General features: G+C 65.0%; 31 protein-coding genes and 3 pseudogenes. 6 read left to right on the top strand and 28 right to left on the bottom strand.

Translation table 11 applies throughout. The features are described 5' to 3' along the window. Positions 1-21: 21 nt before the first annotated feature. Together WS70_RS18385 and WS70_RS32985 are read left to right on the top strand one after the other, a co-directional pair. Positions 22-744 (top strand): hypothetical protein, encoded by a 723-nt coding sequence (locus WS70_RS18385; protein WP_059596575.1) that lies wholly within the window; start codon positions 22-24, stop codon positions 742-744. Between the two features lie 68 nt (positions 745-812). After that, on the top strand, positions 813-1,610 hold the full coding sequence (locus tag WS70_RS32985) for a hypothetical protein (protein ID WP_226382785.1): 798 nt from the start codon (positions 813-815) through the stop codon (positions 1,608-1,610). A gap of 13 nt (positions 1,611-1,623) precedes the next feature. On the opposite strand, the gene WS70_RS18375 is transcribed toward WS70_RS32985, so the two are convergent. From WS70_RS18375 to WS70_RS32980, 14 genes and pseudogenes are all read right to left on the bottom strand, one after another. Next, on the bottom strand, positions 1,624-2,724 hold the full coding sequence (locus tag WS70_RS18375; protein ID WP_059596573.1) for a phage late control D family protein: 1,101 nt from the start codon (positions 2,722-2,724) through the stop codon (positions 1,624-1,626). Then, positions 2,724-3,149, bottom strand: coding sequence for a phage tail protein (locus tag WS70_RS18370; protein ID WP_059596572.1), 426 nt, complete (start codon positions 3,147-3,149; stop codon positions 2,724-2,726). The genes WS70_RS18375 and WS70_RS18370 overlap by 1 nt, the downstream gene beginning before the upstream one ends. A 17-nt stretch (positions 3,150-3,166) precedes the next feature. After that, a complete protein-coding gene (locus WS70_RS18365; RefSeq protein WP_059596571.1) occupies positions 3,167-6,127 on the bottom strand; it encodes a hypothetical protein in 2,961 nt (986 codons plus the stop codon). A gap of 2 nt (positions 6,128-6,129) precedes the next feature. Continuing rightward, entirely contained in the window at positions 6,130-6,243 is a 114-nt protein-coding gene (locus WS70_RS18360; RefSeq protein ID WP_044368053.1) for a GpE family phage tail protein, read from the bottom strand. An 8-nt stretch (positions 6,244-6,251) separates the two neighbouring features. Next, a complete protein-coding gene (locus WS70_RS18355; RefSeq protein ID WP_059596570.1) occupies positions 6,252-6,596 on the bottom strand; it encodes a phage tail assembly protein in 345 nt (114 codons plus the stop codon). A gap of 56 nt (positions 6,597-6,652) precedes the next feature. Then, entirely contained in the window at positions 6,653-7,162 is a 510-nt protein-coding gene (locus WS70_RS18350) for a phage major tail tube protein (RefSeq protein WP_059596569.1), read from the bottom strand. Between the two features lie 15 nt (positions 7,163-7,177). After that, a complete protein-coding gene (locus WS70_RS18345) occupies positions 7,178-8,350 on the bottom strand; it encodes a phage tail sheath protein (RefSeq protein WP_059596568.1) in 1,173 nt (390 codons plus the stop codon). Positions 8,351-8,406: 56 nt separating this feature from the next. Continuing rightward, a complete protein-coding gene (locus tag WS70_RS18340; RefSeq protein ID WP_059596567.1) occupies positions 8,407-9,075 on the bottom strand; it encodes a tail fiber assembly protein in 669 nt (222 codons plus the stop codon). A 16-nt stretch (positions 9,076-9,091) separates the two neighbouring features. Continuing rightward, a complete protein-coding gene (locus WS70_RS18335) occupies positions 9,092-11,464 on the bottom strand; it encodes a phage tail protein (protein ID WP_059596566.1) in 2,373 nt (790 codons plus the stop codon). Position 11,465: 1 nt separating this feature from the next. Then, complete coding sequence (locus WS70_RS18330) at positions 11,466-12,020, bottom strand: phage tail protein I (protein ID WP_059596565.1); 555 nt, start codon at positions 12,018-12,020, stop codon at positions 11,466-11,468. Further along, positions 12,013-12,918 carry a baseplate J/gp47 family protein gene (locus WS70_RS18325; protein WP_059596564.1) on the bottom strand — a complete coding sequence of 302 codons (906 nt, stop codon included), beginning with the start codon at positions 12,916-12,918 and terminating at the stop codon, positions 12,013-12,015. The genes WS70_RS18330 and WS70_RS18325 overlap by 8 nt, the downstream gene beginning before the upstream one ends. Beyond that, positions 12,915-13,277, bottom strand: a complete 363-nt coding sequence (locus WS70_RS18320) for a GPW/gp25 family protein (RefSeq protein ID WP_050042429.1) — start codon at positions 13,275-13,277, stop codon at positions 12,915-12,917. Before WS70_RS18320 ends, WS70_RS18325 begins: the two co-directional genes overlap by 4 nt. After that, a complete protein-coding gene (locus WS70_RS18315; protein ID WP_059596563.1) occupies positions 13,274-13,954 on the bottom strand; it encodes a phage baseplate assembly protein V in 681 nt (226 codons plus the stop codon). Before WS70_RS18315 ends, WS70_RS18320 begins: the two co-directional genes overlap by 4 nt. After that, a pseudogene (locus tag WS70_RS32980) lies at positions 13,876-14,109 on the bottom strand (hypothetical protein); the annotation flags it as partial. The gene WS70_RS18315 and the pseudogene WS70_RS32980, both read right to left, overlap by 79 nt. A gap of 19 nt (positions 14,110-14,128) precedes the next feature. Here WS70_RS32980 and WS70_RS18305 point away from each other — a divergent pair. After that, a complete protein-coding gene (locus tag WS70_RS18305; RefSeq protein WP_082722147.1) occupies positions 14,129-14,899 on the top strand; it encodes a DNA-methyltransferase in 771 nt (256 codons plus the stop codon). Here WS70_RS18305 and WS70_RS18300 read toward each other — a convergent pair. Further along, positions 14,888-15,034, bottom strand: a pseudogene (locus tag WS70_RS18300) (phage virion morphogenesis family protein); the annotation flags it as partial. The gene WS70_RS18305 and the pseudogene WS70_RS18300 overlap by 12 nt on opposite strands. 275 nt (positions 15,035-15,309) lie before the next feature. Here WS70_RS18300 and WS70_RS31650 point away from each other — a divergent pair. Next, on the top strand, positions 15,310-16,536 hold the full coding sequence (locus WS70_RS31650; protein WP_159082916.1) for a hypothetical protein: 1,227 nt from the start codon (positions 15,310-15,312) through the stop codon (positions 16,534-16,536). Between the two features lie 60 nt (positions 16,537-16,596). On the opposite strand, the gene WS70_RS18295 is transcribed toward WS70_RS31650, so the two are convergent. The 13 genes and pseudogenes from WS70_RS18295 to WS70_RS18235 all read right to left on the bottom strand — a co-directional run bounded on the left by WS70_RS18295 (position 16,597) and on the right by WS70_RS18235 (position 23,033). Next, positions 16,597-17,064 carry a phage virion morphogenesis protein gene (locus WS70_RS18295; protein ID WP_082722142.1) on the bottom strand — a complete coding sequence of 156 codons (468 nt, stop codon included), beginning with the start codon at positions 17,062-17,064 and terminating at the stop codon, positions 16,597-16,599. Further along, a complete protein-coding gene (locus WS70_RS18290) occupies positions 17,061-17,477 on the bottom strand; it encodes a phage tail protein (protein WP_059596561.1) in 417 nt (138 codons plus the stop codon). The genes WS70_RS18295 and WS70_RS18290 overlap by 4 nt, the downstream gene beginning before the upstream one ends. Beyond that, on the bottom strand, positions 17,470-17,745 hold the full coding sequence (lysC, locus tag WS70_RS32975; RefSeq protein ID WP_226382784.1) for an Rz1-like lysis system protein LysC: 276 nt from the start codon (positions 17,743-17,745) through the stop codon (positions 17,470-17,472). The genes WS70_RS18290 and lysC overlap by 8 nt, the downstream gene beginning before the upstream one ends. Next, positions 17,666-18,022, bottom strand: a pseudogene (gene lysB, locus WS70_RS18280) (Rz-like lysis system protein LysB); the annotation flags it as partial. The pseudogene lysB and the gene lysC, both read right to left, overlap by 80 nt. Next, positions 18,019-18,831, bottom strand: a complete 813-nt coding sequence (locus tag WS70_RS18275; RefSeq protein ID WP_059596558.1) for an N-acetylmuramidase domain-containing protein — start codon at positions 18,829-18,831, stop codon at positions 18,019-18,021. The pseudogene lysB and the gene WS70_RS18275, both read right to left, overlap by 4 nt. Beyond that, positions 18,828-19,100: a phage holin family protein gene (locus WS70_RS18270; protein WP_004524440.1), complete on the bottom strand. Its 273-nt coding sequence runs from the start codon at positions 19,098-19,100 to the stop codon at positions 18,828-18,830. Before WS70_RS18270 ends, WS70_RS18275 begins: the two co-directional genes overlap by 4 nt. A gap of 1 nt (position 19,101) precedes the next feature. Beyond that, a complete protein-coding gene (locus WS70_RS18265; protein ID WP_059596557.1) occupies positions 19,102-19,446 on the bottom strand; it encodes a putative holin in 345 nt (114 codons plus the stop codon). A gap of 14 nt (positions 19,447-19,460) precedes the next feature. Beyond that, entirely contained in the window at positions 19,461-19,667 is a 207-nt protein-coding gene (locus WS70_RS18260) for a tail protein X (RefSeq protein ID WP_004524438.1), read from the bottom strand. Continuing rightward, positions 19,664-19,915 (bottom strand): hypothetical protein, encoded by a 252-nt coding sequence (locus WS70_RS18255; protein WP_059596556.1) that lies wholly within the window; start codon positions 19,913-19,915, stop codon positions 19,664-19,666. Before WS70_RS18255 ends, WS70_RS18260 begins: the two co-directional genes overlap by 4 nt. Continuing rightward, positions 19,915-20,394: a head completion/stabilization protein gene (locus tag WS70_RS18250; RefSeq protein WP_059596555.1), complete on the bottom strand. Its 480-nt coding sequence runs from the start codon at positions 20,392-20,394 to the stop codon at positions 19,915-19,917. Before WS70_RS18250 ends, WS70_RS18255 begins: the two co-directional genes overlap by 1 nt. 99 nt (positions 20,395-20,493) lie before the next feature. Continuing rightward, positions 20,494-21,183 (bottom strand): phage terminase small subunit, encoded by a 690-nt coding sequence (locus tag WS70_RS18245; RefSeq protein WP_059596554.1) that lies wholly within the window; start codon positions 21,181-21,183, stop codon positions 20,494-20,496. Then, a complete protein-coding gene (locus tag WS70_RS18240) occupies positions 21,180-22,190 on the bottom strand; it encodes a phage major capsid protein, P2 family (RefSeq protein ID WP_059596553.1) in 1,011 nt (336 codons plus the stop codon). Before WS70_RS18240 ends, WS70_RS18245 begins: the two co-directional genes overlap by 4 nt. A gap of 33 nt (positions 22,191-22,223) precedes the next feature. Next, positions 22,224-23,033 carry a GPO family capsid scaffolding protein gene (locus tag WS70_RS18235; protein WP_059596552.1) on the bottom strand — a complete coding sequence of 270 codons (810 nt, stop codon included), beginning with the start codon at positions 23,031-23,033 and terminating at the stop codon, positions 22,224-22,226. A gap of 143 nt (positions 23,034-23,176) precedes the next feature. On the opposite strand from WS70_RS18235, the gene WS70_RS18230 reads away from it, so the two are divergent. Continuing rightward, positions 23,177-24,946: a terminase ATPase subunit family protein gene (locus WS70_RS18230; RefSeq protein ID WP_108033979.1), complete on the top strand. Its 1,770-nt coding sequence runs from the start codon at positions 23,177-23,179 to the stop codon at positions 24,944-24,946. Further along, a complete protein-coding gene (locus tag WS70_RS18225; RefSeq protein WP_108033978.1) occupies positions 24,943-25,998 on the top strand; it encodes a phage portal protein in 1,056 nt (351 codons plus the stop codon). The genes WS70_RS18230 and WS70_RS18225 overlap by 4 nt, the downstream gene beginning before the upstream one ends. Positions 25,999-26,079 lie beyond the last annotated feature (81 nt).

Here is a 26,079-nt window from a genome sequence, read left to right as displayed (position 1 = left end):
CCGTAGGAGAAAAAGAAGTTAATGAATCAGAAATTCAGCGGAGAGGTCGGGCAGGTTGCTGGCGGAGATGTGAAGGCCAGTAATGCGCAAGCTAACGTCAATATCCACCTGCATAGCGGGGCAGAGTCGAAGCAGTACATCAGCGAACGCCAACGGCGCGCAATCGGAGCGAAAATCTTTGAGCTTGAGGCAAAGACCGGTGTCGAGAAGCTCATGGTGTACCGCCGCTTGAGAACGGTGTTCAAGTTCCCGAGCATGGACGAGATGCCGCGTGATCTGTTCGAACGCGTGATGCGGTACCTCGACGGGTGGATACGCAACGGGTCAGCGGATCAGCCCGCGCGTGCCTCTGTTCAATCGGAGCTCAACGAGCGGAAACACGCCGCACCGCAGTCAGTCGCGCCCGCTGAGTCACAGGCCGAACACGCGGTTCGACAAGCCGACGCCACGGTGCCAATTGAACCGGAATCCACTCCGGCACAACAACAGAAAAAGCAATTGCCTTGGCTTGCTGTATCGATCGCCGTAACGGTGACGATAGCCGTTGCGGCGACGATGTACGTTGTGATGCACCGACCAGACGAGTCCGCGCAGAACCAAGCGGTCGTCACATCACCACATTGCGAATACGGCGGCAATCGCTATTCGCTCGGTAGCGTAGTCATGCAAGCAGGTGTGCGCCGACAGTGTGCGACCACTGGTGATAGTGCCGCATGGCAGAAAGCGGACACAGCCCGGCGCTAATTCGTCACGCTTTTGCAAAATAATTTCTAACAGGCGCACACGACTGCGCTATTCATTCCGGGGAACTTATGAACGTGTTACTTCTGTTTGCTGCGACGATCCTAATTTGGGGCATCGTTTGGAGAGCTCTTGCGAAATTCTGGAGAGGCAAGGGGCACGGTGGGTTCGCATCTCATTTGGGTGCCGGCATTGCTGGTTTTGTCGTGTCGATGATCTTCTTTGGAACGCTTGCTCCAAAGGAGGAGCCAGCGAGCGTTGCATCAACGTCCAGCTCCTCAGCGGCTGCTTCTTTGGCAACTCGTGATGTTTCCGCAAGCAGCTCATCCGCAGAGCAACGAGCGTCGCGGCCGGTCGTAGCCACCGCAGTCGAGTCAACATCGTCCAGTTCCGAAAATAAAGACGAAAAAGAAAGCAATGCGAATGAGGATCGCGATTTGGGCATGACCCCCAAGCAATATGCGGCTCGTTTCGATGAGATCGTGAAAACGATGGATTTGCCGTTTCGGGCTCGTTTCTCCAACAAGCACCGTGGAAGCGTTGCAGATACGGTTCGCGCAGACTTTGACGAGCGCATGGGGTTGATTGCTCGTGTGAGCAAAGAATCCGGGAAGCTTCTCGAAGTCACGTTCATCGGCGGTAGCGACGGAACTCCCGACACCGCCGCCAACATCGTGCTGGTGGCTGCTGCTGCTCTAACTGCGGCTATTCCTGACGTATCCGTCAAATCCGTGACGCCCAAAATCATGGATATGGTGACGAAGTATAAGGAGGGTGGAGACAATCAGGAACGCGTTCTTAACGGCGTAAAACTCTACTACCTGAGAGGCGAAGGGATCGGGCATTGGTTCGGAGCAACGCCGACCTGATCCGGAAGGAATTTCATTTTCCAGCTTTCCTGAAATGCGACCGATGCCGGTCCGTCGTCGGATCGTCTCGCATTTCGAGCTCGAGCGCGGTCGTGAAGCCGACGTTGCCGATCGTATGCGTCGCCTTCTTTACGAGCCACGGCGTCTCGTCGATTTCCGGTTTGAAGCCTGACACGACGACGGGCATTTCAGGGAACAGCTCGGCGCGGCCGCGCGCGAGCGTGTAGCTCATCGTCGCCTGGCTGCGCTGCATCCGCTTGAATTCAGCTTGCGCGGCCGCACGCGCTTCCGCTTCCGTCGCGTAGTCTTCCGGCAGCACCTTCACGTTCTTGTTGTTCTCGCCCCCGACGATGACCGACTTGCGTTTCGCGCGTCCGTTCGAATGGTAGTGCGCGCGCACGGCCGCGTAGTTCTCGCGTTCGGACACGTGGTAGCGATGACTGTCGCCGCTCGCGCGCGTCAGTTCGAGCACGTCGAGCCGCTTACCGCTCGCCGTCTGGCCGGTGCCGATCGGCATGAACAACAGGCGTAGGTCTTTCACGTTCATCACGGCGTCGTAGCGTTTCGCGAGGCGCGTGAGAAACGACATGTCCGATTCGTGTGTCTGGTCGATGTGCGCGATCAGGATTTTGGCGAGCGCGTCGCCGACTGTCGGCGAGAGTGAGTACCGGCCGGCGATCGAGCGCACGATCGAGCCGATCGTCTGTCGATGCCAGCTCTTTTCGCGGCGCTCCTGCATGCCGCTCGTCATCGCGGCCGAGCGCGCGCGTACCGTGATGATGTCGGGGCTGCCGCTGTGCTCGACTTCGTTCACGACGAAGCTACCCTTGTCGACGAGCGGCTCGCCCGCCCATCCGATCGACGCCTTGATCGTGGCGCCGCGCTTTGGGATGTCGAGGTCGTTCTTGGAATCGTCGAGCACGATGTCAATCGTATCCGCCTCGTCGGAGCGCGACTCCGAAATCGACAGCGACACGAGCCGCGGCGCGAACAGGCGCGACAGATCGCGGCCACCCACCGAAATGCGGTAGTCCGGCTGCGGATGCAGGCGCGCGACGCGCGGCGCGTCGTGCGAATCCGTCCTCGTGGTGCGTTCGTTCGTCGACGTGGCCATCAGCGCTTGTCCTTCCGCGTGTTCTTGTCGCGCGCCGTGCGCAGCACGTCGTCGTCGACGCGTTCGATCGTGAGCTGAAACTCGATGCGCCGCGGCGTGCCGTCCGCCGTGTGGTAGCTCTGCGTCTCGTTCAGCTCGGCAATGACGTAGGCGCCGTAGACGTTGCCGGCGCCGTCGACGAGCACGTACGCTTCGCCAGTGTCCGCCATTGCGGCGAGCTCGCGAATCGACGCGATCGAGCCGAACGTCTCGGGGGCGACCAGGCCGTTCAGCGTGATCGTGTCGTCGCCGACGCCGGCGAACTGGCGGCCGTCGCGCGCACCGACGCGCGAGCTCGTCGGATGCTTCCAGGTGCGCCGCCGCTGTAACTCGCGGAACGGCGCGCTCGTGAGACTGAAAACAAATTGGTTGAGGGACATGAGCATGCGTGACTCCGTATGCGTCAGTCCGACAGGCGCGAGCCGATGCGCGACTGCTTCGCGCGCTCGCGGCGATCGAGCGCCGCTTCGACGGCGCGCGCGATCGCGTGCGGGTCCTGCCCGGCTTGCGGGTAGATGTTGATGACGATCGGCGATGCCGGCGCGGCCGCCGAAGGTGCGGCGGTTGCCGCCGCAAGCGGCGCGCGGCGATCGATCGGCACGGTCGGCTGCACGAGCGGCGTCGTGGGCGTCGCGAGCGCCGGCGTGCCGAATGACGCGACAGCCGCGGTTGCGAGGCCGAGCGCCGCTTTCGCGACGCGCTGCTGCTCGCCCTGCATGCCGAGCGCCGCGCCCTCGCCGACGAAGCCGCCGAGCGCGGCGAATACGCGGCTCGGACTGTGAATGCCGAGCTTCTCTTTGAACCAGCCCACGGTGCTGTTCGCCATATTCGAAATCGCGTCCTTCACCTTGCCGAGCCCGCTGCTGATGCCGCCGACGAGCCCGTCGACGAGGTGGCCGCCGAACTCGGTGAACTTCGCGGGCAGCTCGACGCCGAACAGCGAAAGCACACCCGCGAACGCGCGGTAGAACATGCCGAGCGGCGACCAGTTCAGGATCAGCGCGCCGAGCGCAGCGAGCCCGCCGTGCATCGCCGCGCGCGCGTCGCCCATCGCTTCGACGAATAGGCCGGCGAGCCCGCCGAGCGCGCGGCCGAGCCATGTGAGCGGCGCAAGCGCGGCGCGCAGCACCGCACCGAGCACCGCACCGAACCCACGGCCGGCCGCCGCCGCTGCGGACAGGCCATCGGCGCTCGCGCGCGCCGGCGCGAAGAGCTTGCCGAGCCAACCGGCCGCCGTCGACAGCGCACGGCCCAGCCAGTCCCACATCGGTTTCGCCGCCGCGAGCGCACGGCCAAGCGGCTGCAACGCCGCGAGAAATGCGCCGCGCATCGGCGCGAGCGCTTTGCCGATCGCCGCGAGCGCGCCCGCGACGAATGCCTTAATCGGCCCCCAATAGCGGTAAATCAGCAGCGCGGCGACGGCGAACGCCGCGGCGTACAGGCCGATCGGCGTCGTGAGCAACAGGCGCCCCGCTCCCATGGCGGCCGCGCCGAACATCCGCCATGCGGCCGCGCCGATACCGAGCGCGCGCGACAGAATCCCGCCTTGGATGCCGAGCGTTGCCATGCTGAAACGCACAATCGCGAGCGGACCGAGCACGCCGGCGAGGACGATCGTGAATGTGCCGAGCACGGCGAGTAGCGCGGCGAAAGCGGCCACGAGCGCGACGATGACCTTCGTCGCTTGCGGATGCGCCTGAATCGTCTTCAGCAGGTTGTCGGCAAGCGCGCGTGTCTGGTCGAGCGCGGCGTTGTACATCGGCGCGATGCGCTCGCCGATTTCGTTCAGGAGGTCGCGCAGCTTCGCGCGTGCGTCGAGCTCCTTGCCGGGTGTCTGTTCGGACGCGAGCTTGTGCATTTCGTCGATGCCATACGCGCCCGTGTTCAGCTTCTCGTTCTTATGAATCTGGTCCCGCTGCATGACCATCGTCGTCGCCAGGTTCGCAGCGGTGCGGTTGGTGAATACGGTTGCGATAACGTCCTTGATCTTGTCCGGATCAGTAATCCCCTTCGCGGCGAGCTGCGGCAGAAACACCTTCTCCAGCCATTCGAGCGGGGACGCTTTCAGCAGGTCGCTGCCCTTCAGTGCGCCCGTCTTGAAGTGGTTGACCTGCCCCATCTTGTTGTACTCGATCCCTTCTTTCTTGATGAGGCCGAGGTTCACCAGTTCGCGCGCCGCTTTGACCGTCGTTTTACCCTGATAGACGTTGTTGTACATGGACATGAGACCTGTGCCGACCGCGTGTCCGCCCATTTCCTGAATCAGCGGCTCCATCTGGTAATAGAACGCGTCCTGGCGCATCTGCTTCGCGGCGACGCCGCCCGTCTGGATGAAGTTGCGCCACTCGTCGCCGCCGACGCGACCGCCCGTCGCCGACAGCACCTTCTGCACCATGTTCGCTTCGTTCCTGAACGTCGCTTCGTCCTTCGTGCCGCCGCGCAGCTCGATCACCTTCAGCATGTTCATGAACTTTTCTTCGTTCGCGTGCGCGTCTTCCGCGCCGAACATCGCTTCGTTCGCGAACTTCATCTTCGCCAGCGTTGGCATCACCATCTGCGCGTGGTGTTCGTCCGCGAAGATCGACAGCGCATCGCGCATCAGCGTCATGTTGTCCGACGTGCTGACGCCCATCATCTTCATCGAACGGACGTACTTCTCGGCGTCTTTCGTCGCTTGGTCGCCGAGGCCGAGCGCCGTGATGCGTGCGCGCTCGTTCTGGATTTTCTTCGTCTCGTCGAGCGCCTCGCGCAGATCGCCGAGCGCGTGCGCGCCGGTCGAGCGCGCCGCGTAACCGCCGATCGCCATCCCGCCGGCGACGCCCTGCATCGCCTGCATCTTGCCGCGCGCGGCAGCGAGCTTTCTTTCGCGCTCGCTCATCACGTCGAGCTGGCGTGTTTGCGCCTGCATCGCCGCCGTCGTTTGCGCGATGTTGGCGCGCAGCGTGCGCTCGTGCGCGGCGAGATTGCGCGTGTCGATGCCGGTCTGCGAGAGCTTGCCGCGCATCTCCTCGAGCGCGATCGTCTGCTTCTTCTGCTCGGCGCGCAGCTTCGACGCCGCCTGGCGGGCACGCCCCAAGTCGGCGATCATCTGCCGAGACGGCGGGCCGAACGCGCGCAACGAGCCGGCGAGCTGCTTCACATGGCCCTGCGCGGCCGACAGCTTCGTCGACGTTTCAGCGAGCCCGGATCGCATCTCACGAAACGAGGCGACGGCCTTCTGCTGCTTGCCGAGCTCGGCAAGCTCGCCGCGCGTCTGCTTGAGCGACTGCGCAAGCCCCTTGTTGCTGTTCAGCACGTTCTTCAGGGGCTTCGTCCAGTTGTCGATCATATCGAACATGACGCGCAGTTTCAGGGCGTTGTCCATCGTTACTCGTTTCCGCTACGTATCCGGGCGCGCTCGCGCCAGTCCATCAATTCGGCCAGGGCGAAGCCGTCCATATCGCGCGGCGTCCAGCCAAACACCGTCGCGATATCGGCCATCGCGTCTTCTACGCGGTCCGGGATTCCATGCTCGCTTTCAGCGCCTTCGGCATCAAAAAACCGGCGAAGATGCCCCCCAGTGCAACGAGGTCGGCCGGGTCCATGCCGGCCACGTCGAACTCGGTCAGCGTCGGCGTGCTGATGCGCGGCAGCACCTTGCGCAGCGCATCGACATCGAGATTCACGAGCGCGGCAAGCGACGTGCCGCGCAGCGCGCCCGACGTCGGCTTGCGCAGCGTCACCTGCGTGATGGTTTGCCCTTCGCGCTCGATCGGCGTGTCGAGCGTGTGCGTGTTCTCGTCGAGCGCGGCGTGGCCTGTCGTTTCGATGTTGTCGGTATCGATGGTCGTCATGATGTTTCCTGGTTGGATGTGAAATTGGAATGGCCCGCGCTCGACGCGGGTGTCGATTACAGGCCCATCGCGCGGCGAAGGTCCGCCGCAAGGTCGATGCCGTTGATCTTCTCGACCGCGTTCACGAAGTCGAGCTCGATGAGGTCGCGCCCGTTCACGGTCAGCTTGTAGTAGCTGGCGTTGGTCGTGATCTTGAATTTCGTGTCTTCCTTCGCCTTCGCGGTGCCCATGTCGATTTCTTCGTGCCGGCCCTTCACGACCACTTCAATCTGGTCGTGCTTCTTGCTGTCCTCGCGCCGATAGCCGCCGGAAAAGCGCAGCAGCACGCCGTCGTGCTGCATGGCGCCGTACTGTTCGAGCACTTCGACCATGAAGCCGCCGCACGTCCATTCGAGCTGAAGCTCTTCGCTGCCGAAGTCGATCTTCACGGGGCCGGTCATGCCGCTGCCCTGCCACGCTTCCATCTTGCGCTTGAGCTTCGGAAGAACGAGCTCGTCGACTTCGCCCGCGAAATTCGCGCCGTTGTGGAAGACGTTGAAGCCCTTGAGTTTTCGAGGCATACCCATTGCGTTTGACTCCTGTTAGCCCGCCACGCGCGCCGGGAAATCGGCGAGGTAGCGATCGGTGATGCGCTGGCGCAGCACCAGGTTTTCGAGAGGCGGAACCGGCGTGAAGTCGTAGTCGATGTACGCTTTGCCGGACGCAAGCACGTCGGCCGTGTTCGGCTCGGGATCGATCCAGGCGCCGCCGCCGATCAGATAGCCGTTCGTGGTCTGCTGCCGAAACCAGCCGTTGATGCTTTCCACGATGTCGCGCGCGAGTGACGGGTTCAGCGGGCCGTCGACGACCGGCATCTGAGCCTCCGCGATCGAATCCGCCGCGACCTGCGCGGTGCGCGTGTAGTTCTCGAACGCGAATTTCGGATCGTCCGAGCACGTGCGCGAGCCCCAGAACCGGAAGCCGTTGCGGTTCACGAGCGTCGTCACTTCGTGCTCGTTCAGATAGCCGGCGTCGGTCGCCGGGTCCTGCAAATCCCACGACACGTCGGCGCTGATGCCGGACACGCCGTTCACGACGACGTTCGAGAGCGTCTTGTGCCAGCCGACGTCGTTGTCGATCTTCGCGCGCAAGCCGGCGGCGATCGCCGGCGCCGGGATGACGGCCGTCGCATTCGTCGTGTCGTCCCAGCCGAGCCAGTCCGGCCAGATCACCATGATTTCGCGCTGGCCGAACTGCTTGCGGTACGCGGCGGCTTCTTCCTTCGTCTTGCAGCCGGACGCCGCGACGTACGCCATCGCGCGCAGCGACTGCGCGGTCGCCGCGAGCGCGGCTGCGACCGGCTGCGTATCAAGGGCGGGCGCGGCGAGGATGCGCGGCTTGACGCCGAGCGCGCCCTGCGCGGCGAGCAGCGCCTTGATGCCCGTGTACTTGCCTTCCGGCGTCACGGTGCCGATGACGTTCGAGGTCGTCTCGGCTTCGTCCTTGCCTTCGGCGACGCGCACGACGACCGTGAGCGGCTTCGTCTGCTTGCCGATCGCGTCGAGCGTGCGGCGCAGCGTGCCTTTCTTGCCAGCCTTGCCGAGCGCGGCGACGACGTTCGTCAGCAGCACGGGCGTATTGAGCGGAAAGGCGCTCGCGTCGGCGTCGCCCGCGGTGCAGACGACGCCGAGCACGGCCGTCGACACCGAGCGAATCGGTCGGCCGCCTTCGTTGATTTCGATGACGCGTACGCCGTGGTGGTAGTCCTGCGGCATGGTGTGCAACTCCTGTTACGTAAAAATCGGGAGGGTTCCCGGTGATCGATGCGGCGTCAGGCCGGGGTGCGTTCGGTGTACAACTGCGCCGCCGGTTGCGTTTCGTCGTCGTCGGGCGGCATGCCTTCTGGTGCGATCGGCTCGGGCGCGGGCGGCACGTATGGCGCGGGCGTGTCGGGCCACGCGATCGCGTCCGGGAACGTGTCTTTCTGGATCGCGGCGACGAGCGCCATCTGGTAGGCCGACCAGGCCTTGAAGTAATGCGTCTGCTCGTCGTCGAGCTGGCCCGCCGCGTAGGCGTCGGCTTTGCCGAGGTTCTCCCGGCGCGCGATCGCCAACCGCCGTTCGAACTCGGCCATCGCGGCGTCGCGCTTCTCACGCGCGATCAGCTCGGGCGGCACGGCCCACGCGCCGTCGATCCACGCGTGCCGATCGGACGGCCGCGGCTCGGTCGTCAGGCCAAGGTCGGCCGGCGTCTTGCCCGCGATCGCGATCTCGACCGGCTCGCCCGTGTCCGTCCGATAGCAGACGCGGCCGCGATAGTCGGGCAGCAGGAACCACGCGCCGTCGCGATAGAACGGCCACGTGGTCGGCGTGCGCGCCGGCGGAGCATCGAGCGTCGCGGACGCCGGAATCAGCCAGCGGCCGTCGTTGCGCGGATCGGCGTCCGGCTGGCCGCTGCTCATGTATTCGCCCGTCGACGGGCTGTAGTGATGAATCAACATGTCGTGTCTCTCGTGGTTAGTAGGCGCGAATCAACGCGAGCAGCGCGACGTTGCGGGGGCGGGACTCGTCGCCGCCGTCGGGCTGAACCGTGATGACGTGCGCGTGCCTGCCCGCGGCGCCGATGCCGACGGTGTGGCCGTGATTGCCGTTTCCTTCCGTGTTGAACTCGTGGTTGTGGTTGCCCGCGGGGCTGGTGAGGAACCACTTGTTGTCCCAGTCTTCCGTTTGCGCGCCGAAGCGGTCGTTCTCACCGTTGGTTCCCCACGGTGGCGTAAATGACCGATCGTTTTGCCCGAACGGGACGACGTGCTGGTGATCGCCCACGCCGTTCGTCCAGCCGTGGTGGCCGTGCCAGCCCTGAACGTCGGTCCATGCGCTGTGGGCATGGTCAGGCACTTCGCTCGCGCCCGCGCCGTGTGTGTGCGCGTGGTTTTGGTCGCCCTGGAACGCGCCAATCTGCCGGCTCGCGTCGACGCCGCCGCGCGCGTCGGACCAGCAGCGAATGAACTCGCCGCGCAGCTCGGGCAAGCGGAACGTCGCCGCGCCGTCGCCGGTCGAGAAGCAGCCCCACCGATCCTTCATCCACTCCGCGTCGGACACGAGCGCGCCGCTCGCCTGTGCATACGCCCACAATTCCGGGTAGTCGGCGCGGTTCACGAGCACGCCGTTCGCCTTGAGGAAGCCCGGCCGCACGGTCGTGCGCGGCTCGAAAACGATCTGTCCAATCGTGGTCGTCGACAGGACGGACCGAACCCATTCGGTCGTCGCGAGGCGCGTCGAGCGGTCGGCCGCCGGTGGCGTTGGCCCTGTGACGGGCTGTTCGAACACGGCGAGCGTCGGCGAGAAGCGCACGACGACGCTCGTGTTGCACGTCACGCCAAATTCGCCGTCCGCCGCGTGATAGAGGCCGGTATCCGGCACGCCATCGTTGGCGAACGTGAGCGAAGGCACGGACGGGCTGCCTTCAGCGAGCACGAGCCGCTTGCCCGGCGCGAACGCCACGTCGCCGCCCAACGTGCCGCCCTTGCTCTTGTCGAGCGGGTCGAGATTGCCTTCGTGCCACGCACCCCTTCCGTCGATGCGAAACGTGCGGCTCGCGAATTCGTAATGAAACGAGCCGAGCGAAGGCGACCACCAGCCGACGCCGTGCTGGCTCGCGTAGTGGTAGCCGTCGAGCGGGCCGAGGCGAATATGCGCTTCCGTCGCGGCTTGACCGACGCTCAGGTCGCGAGCGACATCGACGTTGCCGCCGAATGCGGCGCCCGATCCGTTGCCGTCGATGATCACCTTGCCCGTCGACAGCGACCACGAGAACGGCCGATAGTCGTTGTACGTGCCGTTCGCATCGCCCTTTTTCGTCGACAGCAGATAGACGAGCTGACCATCGTTGCGCACGAGCGCGCCGTAGCCGTCGCAGATTGCGCGGAGCTGCCCGCCAGCGCCGCTCGCATCGATCGCGCGCGACGTGACGCCCTCCGACGCGTCAATGCCGCCGCGCACCTGCAGCGCAGTCTTGCCGTCGTCCTCCCGGTCGCCGATCAGCACGCGGCCGCCGGATGTGAGGCGCACCGCGCGCGTCTGCTTCGCGTCGCTGCGCGCGTCGTTGTTCGTGCCGTCGTTCAGCCAGATATCGAAGTATTCACTGCCCCATGCGCCCGCACCGAAGCCGGCGCGATACGACGCGACGAGGCGCGGGCTCAGGTCAGGCAGCGAGGCGTCGCTGAACGTGGCGAACAGGCGGCCCTTGCTTTCCTTGCCGGCCCCGGCTGTCTTCGGCGATACCTCGACTTGCGCCGTGTGATCGTCGGCATCGGCGACGACACGCACGCGGCCGTCGAACGTCGCGCCCGACAGCGCCGCGTAGCGTCGCTTCGCCGTCTTCGGCGTGACGGCGCGCGTGTCGTCGTCGCCGGCGTCGACTTCCGCCTGCGTCGCGAGCTCGACGACGCCCTTGCGCTCGGTCGTCGCCGGCGGATTCAGGAACGTCGCCGGCCCGAACTCGAGCTTCGCCGCGTCGATCGTCGCGAAGACGACGTCGGTTGCGAGCAGCAGCAACGCCGCGGGCGATTTTTCCAGAATCGGCGCGTCCTGCACATAGACGCCGAACAGCACGCCGTTGTCGAGGTAAAGGCCGAACGCGTACAGCGAGTATTGATCGTTCGAATCGTCCTGGATCACGACGTGCACCGTGTCCGGCGCCACGTTGTCGCCGCCGAACGTCGTCACACGCTTGCGCTCGCTCGGCATCGCCTTCATGCCGCGGTCGAATGCGAACGGCGCGGTGCCGAGCCCGATCTCGACGACGCGACGCGCGGTGGTGCCGGTGTTGCCGGGAGCGACGAGTGCCGCCCGGCCGGCGTCGGTGAGGTTGATGAGGGTTCCAGCCATGTCAGATATCCGTGAGGGACAGCCGGCGATAGATCGCCGCGCGCGCGCCGGCGCCGATGCGCTGCGTGCCGGTCGCGTTGAAGCCCTGCGTGAACGTGTAGTGCGCGGTGCCGCGTTTCGCCCGATCGACTTCGGCGATGATGTCGGCGACGTATTCGGCGGTTGCCGGGATGCCGTCGCGCGCGCCGACCGTCATGAGAATCTCGAACGTGCCCGGCCGGCCCTTCGGCGTCTTCTCGAACCATTCGCGCATCGCGACGTTCGCGCCGAACGACGCGCACACGTCGCGCACGGCCGCGGCCGTGCCTTTCTTGCGTGCGATCCGAATCGCCGCTTTCACGCGCGCGCGCTTCACCTGCTCGGGCCAGTAGTCCTTCCACGTCTCGACGCCGAGGTGCCACGCGAGCCACGGCAGGAACCGCAGCGGGATCGTGTCCGGGTTCATCAGCGTGCCGATGTCGACCGGAATCGCGCTGATGCGCGCGTTCGTCTCCGCGATCCGGCGTTCGAGCGCGGTCGCGTTCGGGGGCAGCAGCGAGGTTGCCAACTTAGTCATCCGCGACCCCGCCGTCGATCAGCTCGATTCCGGTGCAGAACGGCGCCTGCTCGGGCGTCACGGTGACGCCGCCGGCGGGCGAGTCGAGCAGCACCTTCTGCACGCCGGCGACGCGCATCGCCGCATGCAGGCCGTCGACCGTGATTTCCATGCCGATGCGCCGCATGTCGGCGGCGAACTTCGCGGTGCGCTTGTTCGCCTCCGCGAGCGCGACGGCGCGATCCGGACCCGTGAAGAAGCGCAGCGTCGCGCGGATCGCGTACGGCACGACTTTCGCGCTCTGCACGATCACCTGGTCGGTTTGCGGCCGCACGCCTTCCAGCGCCGCACGCACGATGCCGATCAGTTCGTCGCTCGCCGTGCCGTCGCCTTCGCGCGACAGGACCGTGACGACCATCACGCACGGTTCGGGACTGCGCGCGGACGCGGACAGCACGCGGCCGTCCGCCGCGCGCGCGTGGAACACGTACGCCTCTTCGGGGCCGGCGACGGAGAAGCCGCGCGGCGCGAGCTGCACGCGTTCGCGCAGACTGTCGTCGTCTTCGTCGACCTGCTCGACGTCGTGCTCCGGGTCGGCCGCCGTGATCACGAGCCGCTCGACATCGAACAGCGCGGCGATGTGGTCGAGCGTCGTGCCGCGGGCGTACGCGAGCAGCACGCCGCGCGACGTGTCGTTGATGAGCTGGCGCAGCAGCACTTCGCGATAGGCGTTCTCCTGTAGAACGCGCGTCACGGGCTCGGATTCAAGTTCCAGCGTCGCGGCGATTTCCGCCTGGTGCTCGACGGGATACAGCGACACGAGGCGCGCCTTGCGCTCGGCGAACAGCGTCTCGAAGTCGAGCGGCTCGACGATGTCCGGCGCGGGGAGCTGCGAAAGATCGATGGGCGTGCTTCTCACGTTGTTCCTCCGTTCGTCAGCGGCACGCGCAGCGAGACGAGTTCGTCTCGCTCGTCGGTCCATCCTTCGATGTCGACGAACTGCCGGCCCGCGAACGCGTCGGTGGCGGCCGCAGAAATCTGAATGCGCGTGACCGTCAGGCGAGGTTCCCATCGCATCAACGCGGTTGCGATCGCCGCATACAGGCGAATCCGGGTCGCGCCGTTCGCCGGCGCGTCGATCAGGTCGGGCAGCTCCGAGCCGAACGTGCGGCGTTGGATGCATGAGCCAAGCGGCGTCGTGACGATGCGGCCGATGGACTGCGCGAGGTGATCGAGCCCGGACATTGAGCGGCCCGTCTCTGCGTTCATGCCCCTCATAGCGGCTGGCTCACTTCGGCCGATTCGCCACGCGCCTGGTGCGTGTGGTGCGGCACGCTCTTGCCCATCGAGCGCACTTCGCCCGTGAAATCGGCCGCGCCGTCGATGCGCATGACGTTGCCGCCGCCCGCGCTGCCCGAGCCCGTCATGCCAGACTCGAACGCAAGCGGCCCTTTTACGAGCAATGCGCCCGTGCAGGTCGTCTGCTCGGCGTCGAGCGTGACCGATGCGGCCTTCACGGTCGCCGATTCCGTCTCGACCGTGATCGACACGGGCGCGACAACGCGCACGGTCGCGCCGGCGGGCAGCTCGGCCGTGAGCGCATGCGCGTCGTGGTCGTAGCTCACACGCGCGCCGTCCGCGTAGACGCGGGTGTGCGTGTTCGGCAGGTTGTCGGGCGCGGGGAACGTGTCGGAGAAAACGCCGCGCAGCGCGACGCCTTGCGCAAGGTCGCCCATCGCGCCGAGCACGACGACCTGCTCGCCCTTCGTCGGCGGCGACCACTCGCGCGTGTTACCGGCCGCCGGCGCGAGCCAGGGAATCCAGTTCGTTTGCAGGCCGTCGTCGTCCGACTCGCCGACCGACACGCGGCAGAGGCCCGCCTTGTGGTCGACATCGAGAATCGAGCCTTTGCGCACGACGTTGCGTGCTTGCCGTTGAATTTCGTTCGCATCCATACCGGCAATGGTGCCGGTCGCCCGCGCGTGGCGCGAGCACTCGCCTTTGTCGTGCCGCCGGGTACAGCGCGTTCGTGATCCGCGCAGTGAAACGTGCGTCGACAATGGCCGCTCGATACACGCAACGACGCGTGCGGCGAGCGCCGCGCGCGCATTTTTTACTCTCGCAACACGATGACGATTCAACCTACCGACGCCGCGCCCGCGGCCGATCTTGCCCCGCTACTCGACCGACTTCACGCAATGGACGCGCTCACGATGGCGCGCATGCTGCCCGATGCTTCAATCGATATGGTGTTCACCGATCCGCCGTATTCGTCCGGGGGGCTGCACACGTCGGCGCGCACGCGGCCGCCGAGCGAGAAGTACATCAACAGCGGCACGAAAGCCGAGTACGAGGACTTCGACAGCGACAACATGGACCAGCGCGCGTGGGCGTTCTGGTGCCACGCGTGGCTGACGGAATGCCGCCGCGCGTTGAAGTCGGGCGGCCTGCTCGTGTGCTTCATCGACTGGCGGCAGCTCCCGACGCTCACGGATGTCGTGCAGGCGGCCGGCTTGATCCTGCGCGGCGTCGCGGTATGGGACAAGACGCCCGGCCGCGCGCGACCGCGGCGCGGCGGCTTCGCGCAGCAGGCCGAATTCGTCGTGTGGGCAAGCCGCGGCGCGATGCGCGACAGCGATGTGTATCTGCCGGGCGTGTTTCCGTCGCGTCTGCCGCTGCCGAAGCGTCACGTCACCGAGAAGCCGCTCGACGTGGCGCGTGAGGTCGTGCGGCTCGTGCCGGCCGGCGGCGTCGTGTGCGACCTGTTCGCCGGTTCGGGCACGTTTCTCGCCGCGGCGCGCGAGGCCGGCTTGCACTGGATTGGATGCGAGACGAATGCGGCGTATCACGTGATCGCGTCGGCCCGGCTCGATGCCGCAGCGAACGATTCAGCGGTTTAGGTAGCGTAACAGCCGATCGCGCACGAGCTCGCGATCGGCGTCCGCGAAACCGAGCACGACGCGAACCGGATACTGCACGAGCGGCCCGCTCGGCTCGATGGGCACTTTCCAATCTTCCTGAAGGACGCGTGCGATCAGTGCGCAAACCGTAATAACAGGTGACCCAGTTGCCGGCACGTAGGTATGCACGCGTCGTTTCGCTTCTGTTGAGAGGCGATGGCTCTACCAAAACAGGTAGTTGCCGGATAACGCCGCTGCGATCAATATATCATCGAATACTGATCGACTCCATTAAGGCGATTAAGGAAAGTCGGACATTTTAAGTAGAGATATATTTCCCACAATTTTCAGAATGGCGGCGAAGTTTACTGCGCCGCAACAGGGCAATCCACCATAGGGAGGGTAAGAGCATGAAGAAGCTCAATGCGATTCCCGTTGCTATTGCATTAATTTATTCAACTATTCCTTTGTATTCCACACAAACATATGCCGGTCAGCCCAGAGATCCGGCAGCTTGCAAGCTCCCAACTAAAATTCCAGATGGGAATAATAGATATCAACATTTGGCATGGCAGATTTTTGTTGCCGCTAACTGCGATTCCGGGAAAACCGATCTTCCTCTCACATGGGAGACTTGGCCGGAACAAGATTGTTTAAAGAGCGGCAAAAAGGACTGCACCAATAATGCTAATCAAACGCGCTTGCATGCCAGCATACTTGCAACGAGAAATTTTGATTTTAAGAAAACCTGTCAGCCAATGACGACAAAAGATAACGCGCCGTCTGGCGCTTTCTTGCCTTTCGTGCCAAAAAATTTGACGAAGAATCCAGAGTTCTGTGAAGAGGTGCATGTCAATCAAGATGCTGCGGATTTTATTACCTCTCCATCTGGGAAAAGCGTCAAATATAGTCTGCAAACTCTTCCTGGGCAGAAAGATTATGTCGCTAACAACGGAAAGATCAATTTTCCTCGAACAGCCATCGAGATTAAGGTGGATTGGCTGCCAGCCAGCTCAATCAAGGAAAAACTTAATTGTGATATTGATTCTAAAGAATATTATTTGGAGAAAATTGACGGCGTGTGTTATGCTATGGTCAGCTTCCATTTGAATTCAAAGTTAACAAATAATTGGGTGTGGGCCACGTTCGAACCCCAGAGTGAAATTACAAATCCGAATCGCTGCAAATCAGATCTCTACTCAAATTGTAACGATCCATGGGGGTCAAGCCCTCCGATTAGCAACGGCCAAGTGACTTCTCGAACAGCCGATTTGGATACCTTAATTGATAAAGCCAACCTTTCGATTGCATTCAAAAATTATCGTTTGGTTGGGGTGCAAACAAATTATACTTCGGGGGTTGATACTCCTGTCCGGAAGCCGGTATTGCTAGGAAATTCATTTACAGAATTTAATGCAGGAGTGGCTCCGAAGAAAGCGTCATGCATGACCTGCCATGCTTATGCTTCATTTACTAGCGATACGAAGCCAATTGTCCAAAATCCATATTTCGGCGCCTTTCCGGGGACGCAGCCGATTGGACTGCCAGCCCCGTTAACCAATTGGACAAAGCAGGACTTTTCATGGTTGCTCGGCGTCATGCCACCCAATGATTTCGTGAGTGCCGGCAAGAAATAGAGGGAAGTTCGCAGTCAGTGCACTTCGCTCGTTCTACGCCGCCGATCTGGGCGGCGTGTGTCATCGGTTGAGATACTGTATTAGCCGATCGCGCACGAGCTCGCGATCGGCATCCGCGAAACCGAGCACGACGCGAACCGGATACTGCGCGAGCGGCCCGCCCGGCTCGACGGGCGCTTTCTGGCCTTCCTGGTGGACGCGCGCGATACGCGACAGCCGCTCATCGAAACCAATCGCGAGCCCGGCGTCGTCTACGTCGATTCGCAAATAGCGCGCCGTGCGCAGCTTCCGAAACATCGCCTCGCGCTTCACGCGGCCGGCCTTCTCACGCAAGCGCTTGCCGCCGCGCTTTACCTTCCGCGGCGCATACGCCGAACCATCCGGGTTCCTCTGCGCGGCGACGCGCGACTGCTGCGCGCGGCGCAGATCGCGGCCGAGCTCGCGCAGCAGTTGACGGCGGGCCGCCGGCGACAGCTTCGCGAGCAGCGCGCCGGCCCACTGCTCGAGCGCCTGAAGATCGTCCGTCATGTGAGCCACTCGTCGGCCGCATCGTCGATGTGCTCGACCGTTCGGTTGCCGGCTTCGTCCGTTCCGACCACGATGCTTTCCGACAACTTCACTTTCAGCCCGAGGTCGACGGCGTTGTTCGACAGGATGTCCGCGACAAACGTGATGCTGTTGCGGCGCGCGTCCCGGTTCGTCACGAGGTCCGGCTGATTCGCGCGCGCCCACTCGACGACGGCGATCATCACATCGTCCGCGCTGCCGATGAAATCGCGAATGATGATCTCGCACTCGTATTCGCAGTCGAACGACGCCGTGCGCGTGCCCGTCGCTTCGATCCGGCCTTCGTTGACGAACACGAGCAGTTGATCCGGCGACGCGTTGAGCTGCGGCAACGCGGCGACGAGCGCCGCACGCAGGCTGTTCGGCTTATTCATCGCTGTCCGCCTGCGGCACGCGCGCCTGGCACGTCGCGATCATGTCGACTTCGGACGCGCAGCGCGCCCACGCCGCGCGCGCGACGTGCAGCGCGTCGCTGAGTTCACCGTTGGTTCGCGGCGCCATCGCCGGCATCGTGCAGCGCGTCACGCTCGCGCATTCGTTGAGCGTAATCGTCGGCGCCATTGAGGGCGGGGCTTGCGTGCAGGCGCACAACATCGTCAGGCAGAGCGCCAGCAGCCCAGGTGCGCACGGCGGCGTTTTCATCGATCAGTCTCCGCAGTTCGTTTCGATAGGTCGCGAGCGTCGCGTCGACGCCGGCGCGCGCGCGGTCGAGCTGCGCGCGCTGCTCGTCCTTCGCGCGGGCGTCAGTCAACAAACGCTCGATGACCGCTGCTCGGGCTTCCGCGTCCCGGTTGGCCCGGCGCGCGTCTTCCGTCGCCCGGTCGCGCTCCACGCGCAGTGCACGGTTGTGCCCGCAGCTCGCGACGAGCGCGAACACGACGGCCAGCAATGCCCACGGCAGAAGGCGCGACAGGTTCATGCGGCCGCCTTGCCCGTGCCGGCGTACTTTTCGTACGCCCGTTCGAGCTTCACGTCGTACAGGTTGATCGCGAAATCCGGGCCGTTGTAGCCTTCTGCGAACGCCGCCCACTTCCGGGCACGAAGCGCGGCCAACAGCTTCTTGTCGGCCGCGACGTACCGCACGAACGCGTCGAGGTGCTCGGCTTCGCCCAGCTCCATGCGGGACACGAATTCGTCGACGCTCGCGTAACCCAGGCGCTTCCAGTGATACGCCATGATCTGGAACGCGCCCCAGCTCGCCGACTCGTAAGCGGATGCCGCGTCGATGCGCGCCGCGGTGTCGAGCCGCACGTATTCGGCGGCGCCGCCCTGGTAGCCGCCGCGCTTCGGATTGACGACGCTCGGCCAGCGTGCGGCGGCCGCATCCGCCGCGTCCTTGCCGAGATTCACGCCGAGCCGCTGATACATGACATGCCGCTCGAACAGAATCTTCGGCCGGCCGTCGTCCAGAAAGCCCACGCCGCGCGACTCGACTTCGTTGACGGCGCGCACGCACGCGACGGATACGCCGAGCGTGTCGGCCGCGCGCACGAGGTCGGCGTCCGTCAGGTGCTTCGGATCGCGCTGCCCGCTGGCGAGCACCCGGTACGTCTTCGGGCCGGCGATGCCGTCGACGACGAGGCCCGCGGCCGCCTGTAACGTCTGGACGGCGCGCTCGGTCTGTTCGTCGTAGAGGTGCGACACGTCGACCGGATAGCCGGCGCGCACGAGGCGCTGCTGCAGTAGCCCGACTTCCGCGCCGTGATCGTTGAATCGAAGGATGTTCACGCTTCGTCACTCCGTAGAAGGCGCGCGACGTTTCCGCGCGCGAGATAGACCAGCACGGCGAGCAGAACCGCGAGCGCCGCGTGAAAGAAGCCGGTCGGCTTCGGATGAAACAGCAGCTCGATGGCTGAGCCGCCCGAAATCGCGACGATCACCCAGGCTGCCCACGCGACGTGGAAGCGATGCCGCGCGCCGTTCTTGCGGTAGGTCAGCACGCGCACGATGACGGCGAGGTGTGCGGCGAGCGCGACGAGTGCGGACGAGACATGCACGTCAGTCTCCCTTGCGAAACAGCGCGAACAGGTCCATGCCCTTCACGCGCTCGATCAGCGTCAGCGTGACCGCGATCACGAGCGCGGCCGCGAAGAACGCGGCGACACCCGTCGAGCGGATCGGCACGGCGTGGATGATTTCAGGCGCGGCGAGGTAGCCCATCACGAGCGAGATGAGCATGTATGCGGCGCGCTTCGCGAGGCCGAGGTCTTTCGACGTGACGACGACGAGCGCCGCGCCCGCGAACGCGCCGATTAGCGCGTCGCCGTCGATGCCCGGCGCGATGCCGGCGAGGCCGACCGCGGCGAACAGCGCCGCGGCCGAAGAAGTGTTCGGTTCAGCCATTCATTCGGCTCCGGTCAGTCAAACAGTTGCAATAGCGGCGTGGTCGTCTCGATCGCGCGGCGCTCGGGCATCTCCACGACGGTTCCCATCGGCAGCACCACGCCGAGCTCGGCGAGGCCGGGGTTCGCTTCGAGCACGGCTTCAACCGTGCCCGCCGTGCTGCCGTAGTGCCGCCAGCACAGCGCGTCGAGCGTCTCGCCTTGCAGCGCCGCGATCTTCATTGCCCGAGCGCCTGCCCGTCGCGATCGAACAGGCCGAGCACGCGCGGCTTGAGCCGGGCTCGCCGGCGCGCGATCACGGCGGCTCGTATGGCCGCCTCCGCGCCGGTGCGATCCGAGCAATAGGCAATCTCAAGCCAGAACAGGCCAGCGACGTGCTGCTGCACCTGGCACGCGCCGGCGCAGAACAGTTTCCCGCCGCGCACGCGGGACTGCGCGAACTGACGAATGCGGTACAGGGGGCGGGCCATCAGATCAGCTCCACCGTCGAGCGCGCGATGCCGAGGATGTCGCTGATCGCCCATCGCGCGGCGCGGCGCGAATCGTCGACCGTCGCGGCCAGATCGGCCGCGACCTGGCCGCCGCTCTTCGTCGTGTCGTAGCCGCGGTACTTCTCCGTCACGTCCGCGTGCGTCAGGTGGTACACCGCGCGCCGGTAGCGGGCCACGTGTGCCGATTCGCCATCGATGCGCGGCGCCGGCACGTCGGCGAGCGTCGCCGCGCCCGCCGCGCGCTGCCGTGCGCGCCACGCGGCGAGCTCGTCGTTCACGGTCAGCATCGCATCGCGCGCGGCGTGCCGCAGCCGTTCGCGCGTCACGGTGCCGTCCAGGCGCATCGCATCGCGCAGCGCGGACAGGTCGATGTCCGGGAAGAAGCCGTCGTTCGTCAACGTGCCTTCGATCGGCGTCGCCGCGACGGTGGGCGCGGCAGTAGCGACAAAACTGTTCATGGTCGATTCGCAATGAGGTGGCGGTGGACCGGCGCACAAGATCCGAAACCGTCAGGCGTGGGGCCTGGGCGCCGGTGCCGCCATGCCGAGGTGGGCTCTTTACGTGCCGTCGGTGCCGTCGCCCCGACGGCCCGCGGCTTCGACCTGCTTCGTCAGCCGGTCGATGTCCTTTTTCACGCCGACGCGATCGTTCAGCGCGACCGCGCGGCGCAGATAGTCGAGCGCGCGCGCCGGCGCGTCGGCCTGCGTCGCGTAGCCGAGCGCCTTGCATAACTTCGCGCGCACCTGGTCGTGCATGTCCGCATCGCGCGTCAGATCGTCGACGAGCTCGAGACTCGCCGCGTCGAACGTCCCGCCATCCATGAACGCCGACAGCGCGGCGTCGGCGAACTGCTCGGCGACGAGCGACGCGAGCGAGCGCTCGAACTGGTCGGGCAGCGCCAAGCCGTGCGCGAGCGCGTAGGCCGCGATCGCGAGCGCGCCGTCGAAGTCGCCGGCGTCGATGCGCCAGACCATCACCGTCACGAGCACGTCGTCCTGCGCGCCGCGGCCGCCGTTCAACACGCCCGCCACGTAGTCGGCGTACTCCGGCAGCAGCTTGCGTTTCAGCTCGACCTTCCGCTCGATCGACTGAATACCCTTGAGCGCGCGGCGGTCGGCCGCGAGCTTCGCGAGCATCAGCTCATACGGCGTCGCGCCTTTCATCGTCTCGCCGGGCGACACGGCGGCCGCCGCGCGCGCGGCCGAGACGCGTTCGAAGTGCGCGCGAGCGGGCGTGTTGATCGTCATGCGGTCACCAGTTCGATGTTCTCCGCGACGCAGCCGCAGCCGAAGTCTTCGACGACGTAGGCGTCGTTCGACGATTCGTAGTTCTCGATGCGGTCGCGTTCCGGCACTTCCTTGAGCGTGCGCCGGCGTGCGCCTTCCTGGTAGTAGATCGACAGGTTCGAGAGCTTCGTCACCATCAGCGCGCGCTTCGGGAAGAACGGCACGCGCACGGCCGGCAAGTTGCCGATGCGTTTCTGGCTCACGATCAGGTCGGCCGCGAGCTGCTCGGTCGGCGCCTGCGTCGTGTTGACGATCGGGAAATACTTGTCGTGCAGCAGCTCGCGGCCGCAGATCGCGACGAGGCCCGTGTCTTCCTGGAACCACGGATCGATCATCGACGAGACGATATCCATCACGAGCGCGTCGAGGTTCTCGTAATCGCCGGCCTTGCCGACGAGCACCTTGCCGGCCTGCTTGCCCTCGTGCAGCACGCGCTGCGCTGCGCGGTCACGGTACTGTTGCAGCCAGCCGATATTGACGTCCTGCAACAGCGGATTCGCCTGCTTGTCGGTCGTCGCGGCCGCCTTCACGCCGTGCCAGCCGATCATGATGCGATCGAGCGCGGCTTGATTCACGATCACGTCGCGGATGCGCTGCTGGAAGTCAGGGAACTTCGCCCACGCGTCGAGCTTGCGATACGGAATCGCCGTGTCGTAGTCGGTCTTCTCGCAGCGGTAGCGGTTGCTGTCGAGCGCCGTCGGGTCGACCGGTTGCCGCGCGGCCTTCGTGGTGTCGGTGCGGCTCGCGATCGGGCCGGACACGGACAGGCCGAGCTTCTCGCCTTCGAGCTCGATCACGGGCAGGATGTTGATGCTTTTCAGGAACGCGCTGGATTCCTGGATTTTGGTTTCGAGTTTCTGTTGCACGGTCGGCTCGACCGCGAACTTCTTCGACACGTCGCCCGTGTCGTTCAGCTTGGCGATTTGCGTGGCGTACCCTTCGTACGCCTTGCGCGTTTCCTTCCTCATCGGGGAATGCTCCTGTGTGGTGTGCGGGATGGGTCAGCAGTCGGTCACGAGCTCGCCCGTCGAGCCGGTCGACGGCGGGCGCTGCGGCGCGCCGTTGTCGGTGTTCGACAGCTTTTCGGTGAGCGCTTCGACGGCGGCGAAGGCTTCGTCTGCGCGCTTCTTCGCGTCGGCCGCCGCGCTCGTGGCGCTCGTCACGGCCGCGCTCAGCGTCGCGACTTCGCGGTCCGTGTCGTGCGCATGGGTCGCGACCTGTTCGACGGCTTCGCGCACGTCGGCGAAGCGCTCGTCGTCGTTCTCGCGGTTGCGGGCGAACAGGCCCTTCACCCATTCCTTGAGGCCGGCCGTCTCGGTCGCGCCTTCGAATTCGATCGACGTTTCGCACGCGGCCGAGTACACGTTGTTCGTGCGCTTCGCGGCGAATTGCAGCGCTTCGGTGCCGAGGCTCGCCGGGTCGTCGGTCGCGGCGAGCCCGACGAGATACGCCTCGCCGATGTCCGCGAAGTCGGGGTTGATTTCGATCGACGTGAAAATCTTCTGGCGCTTCTTCGACAGCGCGACGAGCTCGTCGGTCGGATCGATTTGCGCAAACAGCGCCATCTTTCCTTTCAGCGGGCCGTCTTCGATTTCGGCCGCCTTCAGCGCGATCACGTCGCCGTATGCGCCGAACGGGTTGAAATTCGAGAGCGGCGCCCAGCCCTTGATGTGCTCGATGTTCAGTCGCGCGCCGTACAGTTTCGGGTCGTAGTTTTTCGCCATCTGCGTGAGCCATTCACGCTTGATCTCGCGACCGTCGACGGTCGCGCCTTCCACTGCGACGCGGAAGAATTTCGATTTGCTTGCCATAGAGAGGGTCGAACGTGGTTGAGTGAGCGTGGTTCTCATGTTCGACGTTCACGCGCTACGGCTCAACGAGTGGCGTTTGTGGCTCACGCCGGTACAGTCCGCTGCGCGTGCTCGCGCGTGCGCGGCGGCCTACGCTTGGCCGCATGCTTGAAACTACGGACTCCCATCAGCTCGAAAACGACGTGCGCAAGGTCGCGCGCACGCTCTATTGGCAGGGCTGGCGCCTCTCGTCGATCGCCCGCCATCTCGACGTGAAACCCGCGACCGTCGCGTCGTGGTGCCGCCGCGAAAAGTGGAAGGATGCGACACCCATCGAGCGCATCGAGGCATCGCTCGAAGTGCGCATGATGGTGCTGATTGCGAAGGACAAGAAGGACGGCGCGGACTACAAGGAAATCGATCTACTCGGCCGACAGGTCGAGCGGCTCGCGCGCGTGCGCAAGTACGACGAGACGGGCAAGGAATCGGACCTGAACCCGAAGATTGCGTCGCGCAACGCCGGCCCGAAGCGCCGCGCGCCGCGCAACGAAATCAGCGAGGAACAGCACGAGCGCATCATCGAAGCGTTCCGCGAATCGCTGTTCGACTATCAGAAGGTCTGGTATCGGAACGGCGATCAGCGCACGCGCAACATTCTGAAGTCGCGGCAGATCGGTGCGACGTGGTACTTCGCGCGCGAGGCGCTCGTCGACGCGCTCGACACCGACCGCAATCAGATCTTCCTATCGGCCAGCAAGGCGCAGGCGCACGTCTTCAAGCAGTACATCACGCAGTTCTCGCGCGACGCCGCCGACGTCGAGCTCACGGGCGATCCGATCATCTTGCCGAGCGGCGCGACGCTGTATTTCCTGGGGACGAACGCGCGTACCGCGCAGTCGTACCACGGCAATTTCTATTTCGACGAATACTTTTGGGTTCCGAAGTTCCGCGAGCTGAACAAGGTCGCGTCCGGCATGGCGATGCACAAGCGCTGGCGCAAGACCTACTTCAGCACGCCGTCGAGCGTCACGCACGAGGCGTACGCGTTTTGGAGCGGCGCGCACGCGAATCGCGGCCGCGCCGCGGCCGATCGCATCCAGATCGACACGAGCCACGAGGCACTCGTGCGCGGCATGTTGTGCGAGGACGCGCAGTGGCGGCAGATCGTGACCGTGCTCGACGCGATGGCGGGCGGCTGCGACCTGTTCGATATTGACGAGCTGCGCCGCGAGTACAGCGCCGAGGAATTCGCGAATCTGCTGATGTGCCAGTTCATCGACGATTCGCTGTCGGTGTTCAAGCTGTCGGACCTGCAGCGCTGCATGGTCGACTCGTGGGAAGAATGGGCGGAGGACTTCTCGCCGCTGCTGCTGCGGCCGTTCGGTCATCGCGAGGTGTGGGTCGGCTACGATCCGGCGCTCACGGGCGACTCGGCGGGGCTCGTCGTCGTGGCGCCGCCGCGCGTCGACGGCGGCGCCTTCCGCGTGCTCGAACGTCACCAGTTCCGCGGCAACGACTTCGAAGAGCAGGCCGCGGCGATCGAGGCGATCACGCAGCGCTACAACGTCGGCTATATCGCGATCGACACGACGGGCATGGGCCAGGGCGTCTATCAGCTCGTGTGTAAATTCTTCCCGGCCGCCGTCGCGCTGAACTACTCGCCCGAGGTGAAAACCCGCCTCGTGCTCAAGGGCCAGTCCGTCATCCGCAACGGCCGCCTGCAATTCGACGCGGGGTGGATCGATCTGGCCGCGTCGTTCATGGCGATCAAGCAGACGATGACGGCAAGCGGCCGCCAATCCACCTACACCGCCGGCCGCAACGACGAGACGGGCCACGCCGACCTGGCGTGGGCCTGCCTGCACGCGATCGACCGCGAGCCGCTCGCCGGCGGCGGCATCCATTCATCTTCTTTCACGGAGTTCTACTCATGAGCAAGCGCCGATCGCGCGCGCCGCGCACGTTCGCGGCCGCGCCCAATCCGAGCGCCGGCAGCGCCGCGCCGGCGCGCGCCGAGGTCTTCACGTTCGACGATCCCACGCCCGTCATGAACCGGGCCGAGATTCTCGATTACGTCGAGTGTTGGTCGAACGGCGAATGGTTCGAGCCGCCGGTCAGCTTCGCCGGCCTGGCGAAATCGTTTCGCGCGAGCACGCACCATAGCTCGGCGCTCTTTTTCAAGGCGAACGTGCTCGCGTCGACGTTCCGCCCGCACCGCTGGCTGTCGCGGCACGCGTTCGAGCGGTGGGCGCTCGATTTCCTGACGTTCGGCAACGGCTATCTGGAACGCCGCCGCAACATGGTCGGCGGCACGCTGCGGCTTGAGCCGGCGCTCGCGAAGTACGTACGGCGCAAGGCGGATTTCAGCGGCTTCGTGTACGTGAACGGCTGGCAGGACCGGCACGAGTTCGCGCCCGACAGCGTGTTCCAGCTCATGCGGCCGGACATCAATCAGGAGGTCTACGGCCTGCCCGAGTATCTGAGCTCGCTGCACTCGGCCTGGCTGAACGAATCGTCGACGCTGTTCCGGCGGAAGTACTACGAGAACGGCAGCCACGCCGGCTTCATCCTGTACATGACGGACGCCGCGCAGAAGCAGGACGACGTCGACAACATGCGGGAAGCGTTAAAGAACGCGAAGGGGCCGGGCAACTTCCGCAACGTCTTCATGTACGCGCCGGGCGGGAAGAAGGACGGCATCCAGCTCATCCCCGTGTCCGAGGTCGCCGCGAAGGACGAGTTTTTCAACATCAAGAACGTGACGCGCGACGATCTGCTCGCCGCGCACCGCGTGCCGCCGCAACTGCTCGGTATCGTGCCGAGCAATTCGGGCGGGTTCGGCACGCCGGACACCGCCGCGCGCGTGTTCGGGCGCAACGAAATCAAGCCGCTGCAGGCTCGCTTCGCCGAGCTGAACGACTGGCTCGGCGAGGAGGTCGTGGCGTTCGACGATTACGAGATTCCGCCGGCGCCGTTCGCGGCATAGCGCATTGACCGCGTGCGGACGCGTGCGAGCCCCGATGCCGGCTGGCTCATACGGATAAAAGTATGTACAAATATTCGTTGC

The organism is Burkholderia mayonis (assembly GCF_001523745.2).
In the GTDB taxonomy this organism is placed as follows: Bacteria; Pseudomonadota; Gammaproteobacteria; order Burkholderiales; family Burkholderiaceae; genus Burkholderia; species Burkholderia mayonis.
Note: the sequence above shows the minus strand (reverse complement) of the source record. Positions and strands in the feature narration are given on the sequence as shown.

Coding starts and splice junctions, on each gene's coding strand:
- WS70_RS18265 (WP_059596557.1), bottom strand. CDS start 19,446: ATGGCTGAACCGAACACTTCTTCGGCCGCGGCGCTGTTCGCCGCGGTC.
- WS70_RS18360 (WP_044368053.1), bottom strand. CDS start 6,243: ATGGCCGATATCGCGACGGTGTTTGGCTGGACGCCGCGCGATATGGAC.
- WS70_RS18245 (WP_059596554.1), bottom strand. CDS start 21,183: ATGACGATCAACACGCCCGCTCGCGCGCACTTCGAACGCGTCTCGGCC.
- WS70_RS18240 (WP_059596553.1), bottom strand. CDS start 22,190: ATGAGGAAGGAAACGCGCAAGGCGTACGAAGGGTACGCCACGCAAATC.
- WS70_RS18375 (WP_059596573.1), bottom strand. CDS start 2,724: ATGGCCACGTCGACGAACGAACGCACCACGAGGACGGATTCGCACGAC.
- WS70_RS18255 (WP_059596556.1), bottom strand. CDS start 19,915: ATGGCCCGCCCCCTGTACCGCATTCGTCAGTTCGCGCAGTCCCGCGTG.
- WS70_RS18370 (WP_059596572.1), bottom strand. CDS start 3,149: ATGCTCATGTCCCTCAACCAATTTGTTTTCAGTCTCACGAGCGCGCCG.
- WS70_RS18355 (WP_059596570.1), bottom strand. CDS start 6,596: ATGACGACCATCGATACCGACAACATCGAAACGACAGGCCACGCCGCG.
- WS70_RS31650 (WP_159082916.1), top strand. CDS start 15,310: ATGAAGAAGCTCAATGCGATTCCCGTTGCTATTGCATTAATTTATTCA.
- WS70_RS18225 (WP_108033978.1), top strand. CDS start 24,943: ATGAGCAAGCGCCGATCGCGCGCGCCGCGCACGTTCGCGGCCGCGCCC.
- lysC (WP_226382784.1), bottom strand. CDS start 17,745: ATGAAAACGCCGCCGTGCGCACCTGGGCTGCTGGCGCTCTGCCTGACG.
- WS70_RS18305 (WP_082722147.1), top strand. CDS start 14,129: ATGACGATTCAACCTACCGACGCCGCGCCCGCGGCCGATCTTGCCCCG.
- WS70_RS18230 (WP_108033979.1), top strand. CDS start 23,177: ATGCTTGAAACTACGGACTCCCATCAGCTCGAAAACGACGTGCGCAAG.
- WS70_RS18340 (WP_059596567.1), bottom strand. CDS start 9,075: ATGTTGATTCATCACTACAGCCCGTCGACGGGCGAATACATGAGCAGC.
- WS70_RS18250 (WP_059596555.1), bottom strand. CDS start 20,394: ATGAACAGTTTTGTCGCTACTGCCGCGCCCACCGTCGCGGCGACGCCG.
- WS70_RS18295 (WP_082722142.1), bottom strand. CDS start 17,064: ATGACGGACGATCTTCAGGCGCTCGAGCAGTGGGCCGGCGCGCTGCTC.
- WS70_RS18365 (WP_059596571.1), bottom strand. CDS start 6,127: ATGGACAACGCCCTGAAACTGCGCGTCATGTTCGATATGATCGACAAC.
- WS70_RS18385 (WP_059596575.1), top strand. CDS start 22: ATGAATCAGAAATTCAGCGGAGAGGTCGGGCAGGTTGCTGGCGGAGAT.
- WS70_RS18315 (WP_059596563.1), bottom strand. CDS start 13,954: ATGGATGCGAACGAAATTCAACGGCAAGCACGCAACGTCGTGCGCAAA.
- WS70_RS18345 (WP_059596568.1), bottom strand. CDS start 8,350: ATGCCGCAGGACTACCACCACGGCGTACGCGTCATCGAAATCAACGAA.
- WS70_RS18290 (WP_059596561.1), bottom strand. CDS start 17,477: ATGAATAAGCCGAACAGCCTGCGTGCGGCGCTCGTCGCCGCGTTGCCG.
- WS70_RS18335 (WP_059596566.1), bottom strand. CDS start 11,464: ATGGCTGGAACCCTCATCAACCTCACCGACGCCGGCCGGGCGGCACTC.
- WS70_RS18260 (WP_004524438.1), bottom strand. CDS start 19,667: ATGAAGATCGCGGCGCTGCAAGGCGAGACGCTCGACGCGCTGTGCTGG.
- WS70_RS18235 (WP_059596552.1), bottom strand. CDS start 23,033: ATGGCAAGCAAATCGAAATTCTTCCGCGTCGCAGTGGAAGGCGCGACC.
- WS70_RS32985 (WP_226382785.1), top strand. CDS start 813: ATGAACGTGTTACTTCTGTTTGCTGCGACGATCCTAATTTGGGGCATC.
- WS70_RS18350 (WP_059596569.1), bottom strand. CDS start 7,162: ATGGGTATGCCTCGAAAACTCAAGGGCTTCAACGTCTTCCACAACGGC.
- WS70_RS18320 (WP_050042429.1), bottom strand. CDS start 13,277: ATGAGGGGCATGAACGCAGAGACGGGCCGCTCAATGTCCGGGCTCGAT.
- WS70_RS18330 (WP_059596565.1), bottom strand. CDS start 12,020: ATGACTAAGTTGGCAACCTCGCTGCTGCCCCCGAACGCGACCGCGCTC.